This window comes from Caballeronia sp. LZ008 (genome assembly GCF_031451435.1).
GTDB classification, from domain to species: Bacteria; Pseudomonadota; Gammaproteobacteria; order Burkholderiales; family Burkholderiaceae; genus Caballeronia; species Caballeronia zhejiangensis.
In genome coordinates, this window is the sequence record NZ_JARUXK010000002.1 from 953,825 (window position 1) to 965,343 (window position 11,519).

Below are 11,519 nucleotides of genomic sequence, written 5' to 3' on the forward strand. Positions count from 1 at the left end.
CCGCTATCTGCGCGGCTTCCATGTGGCGATGGCGACGCCGAGCACGGCGACGCCCATCGCATACCATGCGGTCCCCGGCAGCACTTCGCCGAGAAAGAAGTACGACAGCACGGCGGCTGCCGGCGGCACGAAGAAGAACAGCGACGCGACTTGCGAGACCTTGCCCGCACGCGTCATCGCGAGCAGCAGCGTGATCGCGATCAGCGAATTGCCGACGACGAGATACGCGAGCGTCGCGATGAATGCCGGCGTCCATTGCACTTGCGTGTGCTCGAAGAGCAAGGCCATCGGCGCGCAAAACACGAAGCCGACGCTGTATTGCACGAGATTCGATGTCACCGGATCTTGCGCGGTCCCCAGGCGCTTTTCATAGAGCATCGCGGCCGTGATGCCGACGAGCGCGCCGATCGCCATCAGCACCGGACCGAGCGATTCCGCATGCAGCGGCCCGCGCGCGACGATCACGCCGGCCGCGCCCGCGAGCCCGAGCAGCAAGCCGATCCATCTGCGCACGCCGATGCGTTCGCCGACGAACTTCGGCGCGAGCACGCCGACGAGAATCGGCTGCAACGACACGATCAGCGCGAGCACGGACGTCGCGATGCCCGCGGTCATCGACAGATAACTCAGTCCGAAGTACATCACCTGCACGAGAAAGCCGACGACGCCGAGATGCAGCCACGCGCGCGCGTTGCGCGGCCATTGCGGACGCTTCACGGCGCATACCGCGAGCAGCACGCCGACGCTCAATGCGAAGCGTATTGCGAGAAACGTCAGCGGCGACGCGTAATGCAGGCCGGTTTTCGCAATCGGAAAGCCGGCGGACCAGAGCAGCAGAAAGAGAATCGGACCGCCGGTCGTGAGCCAGCGGCGTTCGTTGTGCGTGCTGCGGTCTTCCTTCCGGCCGATGTGCGGCGCTTGCGCCATGTTCGCGTCCCCGTGCTTGTAAGCGGATGCTGTCAAAGTACCCGATTGTAGTGTCCGCGACGCTGCGGGCGACAAGGACCGTTCGCCGATCGCGTCGCCTTAATCCGCGACATGCACGGCGACATCGGCGAGACTTTCCGCGATCCATTCGGGCGGCGGGGCGTCGGTGAAGAGCGCGTCGATCTGGCTGAGATGCCCGAGTTTCACGAGCGCGGCGCGGCCGAACTTCGAATGATCCGCAACGAGAAACACCGTGCGCGACTGCTCGATGATCGCCTGCGCCACGCGCACTTCCGCGATGTCGAAGTCCCGGAGCGTGCCGTCTTCCTCGATGCTCGAAATGCCGATGATCCCGAAGTCCACCTTGAACATCCGGATGAAGTCGACGGCCTGCTCGCCCACGACGCCCTTGTCGCGCGCGCGCACTTTGCCGCCCGCGACCATCAGGTCCGCGTCGGACTCGTCCGCGAGAATGTTCGCCACGTTCAGGTTATTCGTGATGACGCGCAGGCCCGTATGCTGGCGCAGCGCGCGCGCCACTTCCTCGGTCGTCGTGCCGAGATTGATGAAGAGCGTCGCGTGATTCGGAATCTCCGCCGCGACCCGCCTCGCGATGCGACGCTTCTCGTCGAGAAACATCTGCTGACGCGCCGTGTACGCGGCGTTCTCGGAGCTCGTCAGCGCGCTCGCGCCGCCGTGATATCGGCGCAGCAGGTTCCGATCGGACAGCCAGTTGACGTCGCGCCGGATCGTCTGCGGTGTGACGTCGAATTGCGCCGCGAGGTCTTCGATGGTCGCGAAGCCGTCTCGGGCGACGCGATCCAGCAGCGCGCGCTGCCTGCCGTTCAGTGCTTGGTCGGATGTCATCGAAAGCTGCTCGGAATCGCAAAAAAATGAAAATTATCGGATGCGCGCAGTGTACGACGAAAGCCGCCGCCGACCAACGCCGGCTCTGAAATTGCCGGTTCACATGCGCTCGAACAGTGCGTCCGCCATCTTTCCGTCGACGCCACGCGATGCTACGATGGTTGAAAACGAATATTCAGATTCGTATTCGAACATTCTCCGAACCGGCTGTCTGGAGTGGCCGCATGAGCCAGCGACGTTTTATCCTTGCCCTCGACCAGGGCACGACCAGTTCCCGCGCGATGCTGTTCGCCCATTCGGGCAGCGTGATAGCGAGCGCGCAGCGGGAGTTCGCGCAGCATTATCCGCAGCCGGGGCGGGTCGAGCACGATCCCGCCGACATCTGGCAGTCGCAACTCGCCGTCGCGCACGAAGCGATGCAGAAGGCCGGCGCGCGGGCTTCGGATATCGCCGCCATCGGCATCGCGAATCAGCGCGAAACCACGCTGCTCTGGGACCGGCAAACGGGCGCGCCCGTCGGACCCGCGATCGTCTGGCAGGACCGCCGCACCGCCGCGCATTGCGCCCGTCTGATCGAATCCGGCGCGGAATCGCTCATCGAAGAAAAGACGGGCTTGCGCATCGATCCATACTTTTCCGCGACCAAGCTCGCGTGGCTGCTCGACAGCGCGCCCGGCCTGCGCGCGCGCGCGTGCCGCGGCGAATTGGCGTTCGGCACCGTCGATAGCTGGCTCCTCTGGCAACTGAGCGCAGGCCGCCGCCACGTAACCGATGTATCGAATGCCGCGCGCACCGCGCTCTTCGACATCCGCGCAGGCGCATGGGACGACGGGCTGCTGGCGCTCTTCGATATCCCGCGCGCCGTGCTTCCCGAAGTCGTGGCATCGAGCGGAGCGATCGCCCATACCGACGCCGCGTTGTTCGGCGCGCCGATTCCGATCACAGGCGTCGCCGGCGACCAGCAGGCCGCGACCTTCGGGCAGGGCTGCGTCGAGCCGGGCCTCGTCAAGAATACCTACGGCACCGGCCTTTTCATGCTGATGAACACAGGCGCGCAGCCGGTCGCATCGCGGCATCGGCTGTTGACCACGATCGGCTGGGAATTCGGCGGGCAGCGCACCTACGCGCTGGAAGGCGCGGTTTTCATGGGCGGCGCGATCGTCCAGTGGCTGCGCGACGGTCTCGGGTTCATCGAAAGCGCGGCGGAAATCAGCGCGCTCGCCGCGCAATGTTCGTCGAGCGAAGGCGTCGTGCTCGCGCCCGCATTCGCGGGTCTGGGCGCGCCGTATTGGGATCCCTACGCGCGCGGCACGCTGCTCGGCATGACGCGCGGGACGAATCGCGCGCATATCGCGCGGGCCGCGCTCGAAGCCATCGCGTTCCAGACGGTCGATGTCCTCGACGCGATGGAAGCCGATGCCGGCATCGCCGTGAGCGAGCTGCGCGCGGACGGCGGCGCGTCGCAGAGCGACCTGCTGATGCAGATTCAGGCCGATCTGCTCGGCCGTCCCGTCGTGCGCCCGAGCGTCACGGAATCGACCGCGCTCGGCGCGGCCTGCCTCGCCGGACTCGGATCGGGCTTCTGGTCGAGCCGCGACGAAATCGCGAGCGCGTGGCCGCCCGCGCGCCGGTTCGAACCCGCGATGGCGTCGGCGGAACGCGCGATGCACATCGAGCGCTGGCATCGCGCGATCGATCGCGCCCGCGCCTGGGAACATCCCGCCGAAGAACCGCTTTCCACGGTCTGACATGAAAACGAACATGCCATCCGGACGCGCGGCGCTCTTGCGCGAAACAGATCAGACGCCGTTCTTCGATGTCGTCGTGATCGGCGGCGGCGCGAGCGGTCTCGGCACGGCCGTCGATGCGGCGTCGCGCGGTTATCGGACCTTGCTGCTCGAAGCGCGCGACTTCGCGAAGGGCACATCGAGCAAGGCCACCAAGCTCGTGCACGGCGGCGTGCGCTATCTCGCGCAGGGCAACATCCCGCTCGTTCGCGAAGCGTTGCGAGAGCGCGGACTGCTCGCGCGCAATGCGTCGCATCTCGTGCACGCGCTCGGTTTCATCGTTCCCGCGTACCGGCTCGGCGACAAGCTGACGTACGGCGCGGGCCTCAAGATCTACGACTGGCTCGCGGGCTCGCTCAACCTGCGCGCGAGCCGCAGCCTCGATCTCGCCGAAACCCGCGCGAAATCGCCGATGCTCGCCGAATCGCTGCACGGTCACGCGCTGCGCGGCGGCACGCTTTATTTCGACGGCCAGTTCGACGACGCGCGTCTCGCCATCACGCTGATGCGCACGCTCTTCGATCTCGGTGGCGTCGCGCTGAACAATGCGGCGGTGCGCGGCGTGCAGTTCGATCGCGCGGCGGGGCGTCATCGGCTGGAGGTGGAGGACGTCGAAAGCGGCGACCGGTTCGCGGTGAGCGCGCGCTGCGTCGTCAATGCGACGGGCGTCTGGGTCGATTCGATCCGCGCGATGGCCGAGCCCGGCGCGCGCCCGATCGTCGCGCCGAGCCAGGGCGTGCATCTGACCTTGCCCGGCCGCTTCCTGCGCAGCGATAGCGCGATCCTCGTGCCCAAGACGCAGGACGGGCGCGTGCTGTTCATCGTGCCGTGGCACGGTCACGCGATAGTCGGTACGACCGACACGCCGCGTCACGACTTGCCGCTCGATCCGCGCGCGAGCGACGAGGACATCGATTTCATTCTCGCGACGGCTGCCGATTATCTGTCCGTCAAGCCGACGCGCGACGATGTCCTGAGCGTATGGGCGGGGCTGCGTCCGCTCGTGAAGAGTGACGGCGCGGCATCGACCGCGTCGTTGTCGCGCGAACATACCATCGAAATGAACGCGACCGGCATGATCACCGTGACGGGCGGCAAGTGGACCACGTACCGTCTGATGGCGCAGCAGGTGATCGATCTCGCCGTCTCGAAGCAACTGCTGAGCGCTGCGCCGTGCCGAACGGCGTCGTTGCCGCTGCATGGATCGACGGCGGAGCAACGCGGCTACTACGGTTCCGATGGGGCAATCATCGATCGTCTGCCGGGCGCGCAAAACGTTCTGGTGAAGGCGAGCGGCCTGACCGAGGCGCAGACGCGCTTCGCGGCGCGGGCCGAACTCGCGCGCTGTGTCGAGGATGTGCTCGCGCGGCGCAATCGCGCGTTGTTTCTCGATGCCGCCGCCGCCCGCGATGCCGCGCCCGAAGTCGCCAGAATCATGGCCGAAGAACTCGGGCACGGCGCGCAATGGCAAGCGGAAGAAATCGCGCGTTTCGATGCGTTCGCGCGAACCTGGATGCTGTCGTAGCGGCGCGTCGATCAGAACGCGTGCCGGATGCCGACCATCGCGACGAACTGCGACGGTCCCGACGAAGGCGACGCGTTCTGCGAATCGCCGACGACCGCCACGGCATTCGCAATCGCCACGCCGCCCGTTCCGCCCGACGCGATGAGCGACTGACCCCGCGCGTGCTGATACGCCTGCAGCGCATAGAACGTAGTGCGCGCCGACAGGCTGTACGTTTCCTCGAACGAAATCTGGTGATACTGCGCCGCATCGCCGATGCCGTTGGCCCTGCTCGCGCGCGTGTAGCTGTAGCCCGCCGCGACATTCACCGCGGGCATGAACCGGTAAGTGGCGATGGCGCCGTAGCTGTTGAACACGGCTTCATCGGCGAAAAGCGAGCGCGAGCCCGGCGCATAGTGCACGTTGGAATAGTTGAGGCCGAGCATCAGATCGTTGTACGTGTAGCGCGCCGCCGCCGCGATCAGTTGCGCGCTTTGTGCGCTCGCGTAGCCGTTGTTCACCGGCGAGTTGATCGCGAAGCTCCCGAGCGCCGGGCTGGTCGCGATGTCTTTCAGCTTCACGTAGCCCGCCGCGATCGCGAAAGGCTTGTAGTCGTAGCGAAGCGCGGCACTGAAGTTGCTGCCGCTCGCGATGCTGCCCGGCACGCCGCCGAGCGCGTATTGAACGGTGAACGCGAGACCCGCGATCACCGGCGACGCATACGTGACCGCGTTGTTGAAGCGCAGCGTGGTGTCGAGGGCATCGACGTCGCCGGGATGCGCGCCGGTCGCGCCGGTCAGCACGCCCGTCGGTCCGAGTGCGCCGACCATGCTGAAGTAAGGCGTGTACTGGCGGCCGAGCGTCAGCGTGCCGTAACGCTCGTGGCTCAAGCCCGCATAGGCTTGACGATTGAACATCGCGTTTGCGCTGGCTTGCGCGCCCGTCAGCGAATTGAAGCCGCTTTCGAGCCGGAAGATCGCCTTCGTGCCGCCGCCGAGGTCTTCCGCGCCGAGAAGCCCGAACTTGCTCGCCTGCAGATTGCCCTGGCTCATGTAGACGTTGGACTGCCCGCGCTGGTTGCTGACATACGCGAACGCGTTATCGACGACGCCGTAGAGCGTGACGCTGCTTTGGGCCGTCGCCGTGCCGCTGAACAGGGCGACGGCGAGAGAAATGGACGTGAGGACGCCTGCGCGCGTCCGTGCGCGATTCAAGGACTTCATTGCTGATTACTTTCCCGTGAAGTGTTGAGGCTCAGTCTGCAAGACGCAGCGTGATATGACGCCAGCCGTCCGCGATGCGCTCGCCGGCCAGCTCGCCCGTCGCGCAGGTCGCGACGCGCGTATCCGATGCGGGCACGCTCACGCGGACTTCGTTCTGCACGCGCGGCATCGCGCCGTGGCGTTCTATCGCGATGCGCAGGCTTCGCGCATCGCTTTCGATGACGACGCGCCAGCGCCCGTGCACGCCGTCGCGCCACGCTTCAGATTCGCCGTCGTCTTCGATGCAATCGCCGCGCGCGACGCCGGCGCCCGCGCAAGGCAACGCGATGAACGCGCGTTCATCGGCGGGACGCGCGAAGTGCTGCTCCGCGATGTTCAGCGGAATCACATGGCCTTCGCGGATCAGCATGACAGGGCGATCGTGCGGCGCGGGCAGCGTGACCGTTTGGCCGCCGTCGAAGACTTCGCCGCTCCAGTAGGACGACCAGCGCGCGCCCTTCGGCAGATGGATGCGTCGCTCGCTTTGCGCCGCCTCGACGACCGGCGCGACGAGCAGCGACGAGCCGAGCATCATGTCGTCGCCGTCTTCGAGGCAGAGCGGATCGTCGGGGAATTCGGCGAACATCGGACGGAGCACCGGTTCGTACGCGCGATGCGATCGCCAGAGCAGTTGGTACAGGTACGGAATCAGCCGGTAACGCAGCTTGATGAGACCGGCGATGAGATTGGTAGTTTGCGGATACATCCAAGGCTCGTTGACGGTGCCGTCGTCGTTCCATGAGTGGATGGAAAAGCGCGGCAGAAAGATGCCGAACGCGACCCAGCGCGACAGCAGTTCAGGATCCGGCGCGGGCCCCGCGAAGCCGCCGATGTCATGTCCGCTGTTCGACACGCCCGACATCGCGAGACCGAGGCCCATCTTGAGATTGAAGCGCAGCGTGTCCCACGACGTGTAGTTGTCGCCCGACCACGTCTGCACATATCGATGCATGCCGACGCCGCCCGAGCGCGATACGAGAAACGGCCGCACGCCGGGCGCATGTTCGCGCTGCGCGTCGCGCGAGGCGCGCATCATCAGTTGCGTCTGCAGGACCTTGGCCTCGCGCGCCGGAAACGGCTCGCCGAAGCCGCGCGCGATTGCATCCGCGCTCCAGATTTCGAACTCGTTGTTGTCGTTCCACGTCGCGGCGATGCCGTGCGCGAGCAGGCTTTCCTTCACGCGCGCTTTCCACCAGTCGATGGTCCGCGGATTCGTGAAGTCGAGATACGCGCCGACTTCGTCCCAGAACTGCACCCACGCCGGTTCGCCGTCGCGCGTTTCGATCAGGAGACCGGCATCGGCGACGGAATCGAACAGCGGGTGATCCCGCAGCAGACACGGCTTGATGTTCGGACACAGCCGCACGCCTTCGCGCAGATAGCTCGTCACGAAACCGTCGATATCGGGAAACTTGTCGCGATTCCAGTTGAACACGTAGCGCTTGCCGCCAATCGACGTATAGCCCGACGAAAGATGGAACGAATCGCACAGGATGTCGTGCTCGCGGCATCGGTCGATGAATTCGGCCATGCGCTTTTGCGCGTCGGGGGCGTCGGTGTAGCTCATCGTCGAGCCGGAGTAGCCGAGGCCCCACTTCGGCATCCACGCGGGACGACCCGTCAGCCATGTAAAGCGGCGCACGGCGTGAAGCGGCGTGTCGGGCGACGCGATGAAGTAATAGTCGAGATCGCCGTGCTCCGCGATGAAGTGCCGATAGTGCCCGTGATAGTTGTCGAGCTCGCGGCCCATGTCGAAGCGGCAATCGGCGAGCGTGTCGTAGAAGAGACCGAAGCCCGTCGATGTCTCCGGCTGCCACGTCACGTAGAACGGAATGTGCTTGTAGAGCGGATCGGTCGTGCGGGCGTTGTAGCCCATCGCATCGACGTTGCGCATCTCGTAGCTTTGATTCGCGCGGTCGAGCGAACCCGCGCGTTCGCCGAGTCCCACGTACATTTCGCCCGGCTTGCGCGCGATGTAGTGATACACGCGCTCGTCCCACCAGCCGAAGTTGTACGCCTGCGTCTTGCGATCGTTCATGACGTGATGCCACTGGCGGTCGCGCACGATTTGCCACGAGCAGAAGCCGCCGTCGAGCGCAATCGTCAAGCGGATCATCGCTGTCTCGATGACGACGTGTTGCTCATCGTCCGACATCGTGAACGGTGCGCTCGCGAAGCCGCTCGTATCGTAGCGGTCGCGTCCTTCGAGCGGCACGTCGTCCTGTCCGGGCGCGATTGCCCAGGTGCGCGGCCCGCGCAGCTCGCCGTGCGGCAAGACCAGCACGCGGATGATGTCATCGGCGAGGACGAACAGTTCGATGCGCGCGCCATCGGCGGAACTCAGCGCGACGCGGTTGTCCGTTCGCTCCGAAATCGCGAAACGCGGACGATTCTTCAAGTTGGCCATGATGTGTCTCCCGTTCATTCGATCTCAGGCGGCCCGATGCGCCGCGCCGGGCGGATTCGCGTCGCTCGTCACGCCGCGCATCAGCACGACGAGCAGCGCCGCGCCGATCAGGTCGAACGCGCCGAGCGCGGCGAAGAGCGGCGTGAAGCCCACCGAATCCGCGAGCGCGCCGACGACGAGCGAAAAGCCCAGTCCGCCGATCCACGCCGCCATGCCCGCGAAGCCCGCGGCGGTGCCGACTTCGCCGGGCTCGAAGACATCGGCGGCGAGCGTGTTGACGAGCGCCGAGATCATCTGATGCGCGAAGCCGCCGACGCAGAACAGCGCGATGGCTTCATACGGCGACGCGACGAGCCCGATGCACGCGGGCCCGATCATCATGAACGCGCCGAGCACGACGCCCGCGATGCGCGACGCGATGAGCGGCACGCGGAAACGCTTCATCAGAAACGGCGAAAGATAGCCGCCGAACAGCCCGCCGAGATCGGCGGCGAGAAACGGCAGCCACGCGAACATGGCGATCTGCTTGAGATCCATGTGACGCTCGGTCGCGAGATAGAGCGGAATCCAGAAGCTGAAGGTTTGCCACGCGGGTTCGGCGAAAAAGCGCGCCTGCGCGATGGCCCAAAAGCGGCGCGTGCCGAGCACTTCGCGGATGCGGCGTTGCTCGCCCGGGCGGTTCGTCACGGGCGTTTGCCCTTCGATGATCGCGTTCTTCTCCTGCTCGCCAATCTTCGGATGCTCGCGCGGCCCGCGATACAGCCAGTACCAGAACGCGGCCCAAACGAAGCCCATCGCGCCGGTCACGACGAACGCGCTTTGCCATCCGTAGCGCAGCGAAAGAAAGACGACGAGCGGCGGCGCGAACAGCGAGCCGAGCGACGTGCCGGCGTTGAAGTAGCCGACCGCGACCGACTTCTCGCGATTCGGAAACCATTCTGCGACGACCTTCATCCCCGCCGGAATCGCGACGGCTTCCGAGAGGCCCATGAGTCCGCGCAGCGCCGCGAGCGACACCCAGCCGCCGGCGAGCGCGTGCGCCATGCCGGTCGCGGACCAGAGGCACGCGAACAGCGCGAAGCCGAGCCGCAGCCCGATTACATCGATGATGAGTCCGCACACCGGCTGCATGATCGTATAGCCGACCTGAAACGCGGCGACGACATAGGAATACTGCTGCGTGCTCATGTTCATGAGCGTTTTCAGCTCGGCGGCCATGACGCCGAGCGCGTTGCGCGAAAGATAGTTGACGATCGTGCCCGCGCAGACGAGCGCGATGATCCACCAGCGCAAGCCGATGACTGTTTTCAAGATTGAGTCTCCGTTGTTCTCGACGGGCGATGAGCGGCGGCGCGCCGTGCCCTTTCTGTTCGGCTATCGCGATGATCGAATTCGAACGTTCGACATCGAAAAGCCGGTTCAATCCTACTCTCGGCGACCGAAATTTATCTCAATTGCGACAAATAGTTTCGTTTCATCGATCGAATGTTCGTTTGCGATCATGTGGCGTCGAGCCAATGCGCAAGCCCCGGGCAAACGCCTACGCCCGATTTAACCGGCCATTACCCTTTGCGCGCGCGGCTTCCTAAACTTCACTAAAAAGGGGGAGGCGCTCATGTCAAAGCTCATTCACACGATGATTCGCGTGCGAGACCTGCAACGCTCGCTCGATTTCTACGAGAAGGCTTTCGATCTCGGCGTCGCGCACCGGCTGGACTTTCCGGACTTCACGCTCGCCTATCTGCGCAACGACGAAACCAACGCCGAGCTCGAACTCACCTGGAACAAGGGACGCGCCGAGCCATACACACATGGCGACGGCTACGGCCACGTCGCGGTGAGCGTGCCGGATGCGAAGGCGGAGCGCGAGCGTCTGATCGGCCTCGGTCTCTCACCCAACGACGTGCGCGAATTCAAGAACGACGACGGCTCGCTCATCGCGCGTTACTTCTTCATTCAGGATCCGGACGGCTACAAGATCGAAGTTCTCGAACGGCATGGACATTACGAATAGTCAGATAGTCAGCGGCATCACGCGGGACCACACACATAAATAAGTTGTTGCAGTGCCCCACAAGGAGAGAGACATGCGAGACACGATCATCCCGATCGTCGCGCAGCGGCGCGCGCACGACGGTGAAGAGCATCACGACCACGACGACATCGCCGCGCCACCGAACATCGCACTGACGCGACGCGAATTTCTGCGCGGCACCGGCGTGCTGGTCGGCACCATCGCGGCGACCTCGATCTTCGCGAGCCTCGCGCCGAGCCGCGTCTGGGCGCTCGAAATGCAGGGGCTCGACACGCATCAGGGCGAAGTGCTGCTGCAAGTCACGCGACAGATCTATCCGCACGCAACACTCGATGACGCCGTCTACGCGCTCGTCGTCAAGGATCTCGACGCCAAGGCGAAAGCCGATCCCGCCGTGCGCCAGCAACTCGCCGACGGCGTCGCGCAGCTCGACGCCAAAGCCGGCTCCGACTGGACGAGGCGCGGCGCGAACGACAAGGCGCAGGACGTCGCCGCGCTCGCGGGCACGCCGTTCTTCAACACCGTACGCAGCACGGCCGTCGTGTCCCTGTACAGCAACGCGCTGGCGTATCAGCACTTCGGCTATGGCGCATCGAAGGGCGATGGCGGCTATCTCTATCAGGGTTTCAACAACCTGTCATGGCTGCCCGATCCGCCTCTCGCGAACAGCGGTCCGATTCCGAAAGACAGCTAACCCATTCGAGCGATCCGACGGAAAACGGAGACAGAC

The 11,519-nt window shown here is 65.2% G+C and carries 9 protein-coding genes; 4 read left to right on the top strand and 5 right to left on the bottom strand.

Annotated features, from left to right (window positions below; all coding sequences use genetic code 11):
* Positions 1 to 3: 3 nt before the first annotated feature.
* Together QCE49_RS18715 and QCE49_RS18720 are read right to left on the bottom strand one after the other, a co-directional pair.
* Positions 4 to 927, bottom strand: coding sequence for a DMT family transporter (locus tag QCE49_RS18715; RefSeq protein ID WP_250457778.1), 924 nt, complete (start codon positions 925 to 927; stop codon positions 4 to 6).
* 99 nt (positions 928 to 1,026) lie between these two features.
* The gene (locus QCE49_RS18720) at positions 1,027 to 1,794 is read right to left on the bottom strand and encodes a DeoR/GlpR family DNA-binding transcription regulator (protein WP_008346095.1); all 768 of its coding nucleotides are present in this window, start codon (positions 1,792 to 1,794) and stop codon (positions 1,027 to 1,029) included.
* A 224-nt stretch (positions 1,795 to 2,018) separates the two neighbouring features.
* Here QCE49_RS18720 and glpK point away from each other — a divergent pair, with 224 nt between their 5' ends.
* Both glpK and QCE49_RS18730 read left to right on the top strand, forming a co-directional pair.
* Positions 2,019 to 3,542, top strand: a complete 1,524-nt coding sequence (glpK, locus tag QCE49_RS18725) for a glycerol kinase GlpK (RefSeq protein WP_175980313.1) — start codon at positions 2,019 to 2,021, stop codon at positions 3,540 to 3,542.
* A gap of 1 nt (position 3,543) precedes the next feature.
* The gene (locus QCE49_RS18730) at positions 3,544 to 5,106 is read left to right on the top strand and encodes an FAD-dependent oxidoreductase (protein ID WP_409017302.1); all 1,563 of its coding nucleotides are present in this window, start codon (positions 3,544 to 3,546) and stop codon (positions 5,104 to 5,106) included.
* An 11-nt stretch (positions 5,107 to 5,117) separates the two neighbouring features.
* Here the strand turns inward: QCE49_RS18730 and QCE49_RS18735 are convergent, their stop codons facing one another.
* From QCE49_RS18735 to QCE49_RS18745, 3 genes are read right to left on the bottom strand one after another with little or no spacing between them, the layout of a single operon-like run.
* Positions 5,118 to 6,308 (bottom strand): porin, encoded by a 1,191-nt coding sequence (locus tag QCE49_RS18735; protein ID WP_250457780.1) that lies wholly within the window; start codon positions 6,306 to 6,308, stop codon positions 5,118 to 5,120.
* A gap of 31 nt (positions 6,309 to 6,339) precedes the next feature.
* Positions 6,340 to 8,754 carry a glycoside hydrolase family 31 protein gene (locus QCE49_RS18740; protein WP_250457781.1) on the bottom strand — a complete coding sequence of 805 codons (2,415 nt, stop codon included), beginning with the start codon at positions 8,752 to 8,754 and terminating at the stop codon, positions 6,340 to 6,342.
* Between the two features lie 24 nt (positions 8,755 to 8,778).
* Positions 8,779 to 10,065, bottom strand: coding sequence for an MFS transporter (locus QCE49_RS18745; protein ID WP_008346087.1), 1,287 nt, complete (start codon positions 10,063 to 10,065; stop codon positions 8,779 to 8,781).
* 304 nt (positions 10,066 to 10,369) lie between these two features.
* Here QCE49_RS18745 and QCE49_RS18750 point away from each other — a divergent pair, with 304 nt between their 5' ends.
* Positions 10,370 to 10,768 carry a VOC family protein gene (locus QCE49_RS18750; RefSeq protein WP_250457782.1) on the top strand — a complete coding sequence of 133 codons (399 nt, stop codon included), beginning with the start codon at positions 10,370 to 10,372 and terminating at the stop codon, positions 10,766 to 10,768.
* Between the two features lie 73 nt (positions 10,769 to 10,841).
* Positions 10,842 to 11,483, top strand: a complete 642-nt coding sequence (locus QCE49_RS18755; protein WP_008346083.1) for a twin-arginine translocation signal domain-containing protein — start codon at positions 10,842 to 10,844, stop codon at positions 11,481 to 11,483.
* Positions 11,484 to 11,519: the final 36 nt, after the last annotated feature.

What these genes read in the sequence shown, in the direction of transcription:
- QCE49_RS18715 (WP_250457778.1), bottom strand. Translation starts at nt 927, where the DNA reads ATGGCGCAAGCGCCGCACATCGGCCGGAAGGAAGACCGCAGCACGCAC.
- QCE49_RS18730 (WP_409017302.1), top strand. Translation starts at nt 3,544, where the DNA reads ATGAAAACGAACATGCCATCCGGACGCGCGGCGCTCTTGCGCGAAACA.
- QCE49_RS18735 (WP_250457780.1), bottom strand. Translation starts at nt 6,308, where the DNA reads ATGAAGTCCTTGAATCGCGCACGGACGCGCGCAGGCGTCCTCACGTCC.
- QCE49_RS18720 (WP_008346095.1), bottom strand. Translation starts at nt 1,794, where the DNA reads ATGACATCCGACCAAGCACTGAACGGCAGGCAGCGCGCGCTGCTGGAT.
- QCE49_RS18750 (WP_250457782.1), top strand. Translation starts at nt 10,370, where the DNA reads ATGTCAAAGCTCATTCACACGATGATTCGCGTGCGAGACCTGCAACGC.
- QCE49_RS18740 (WP_250457781.1), bottom strand. Translation starts at nt 8,754, where the DNA reads ATGGCCAACTTGAAGAATCGTCCGCGTTTCGCGATTTCGGAGCGAACG.
- glpK (WP_175980313.1), top strand. Translation starts at nt 2,019, where the DNA reads ATGAGCCAGCGACGTTTTATCCTTGCCCTCGACCAGGGCACGACCAGT.
- QCE49_RS18755 (WP_008346083.1), top strand. Translation starts at nt 10,842, where the DNA reads ATGCGAGACACGATCATCCCGATCGTCGCGCAGCGGCGCGCGCACGAC.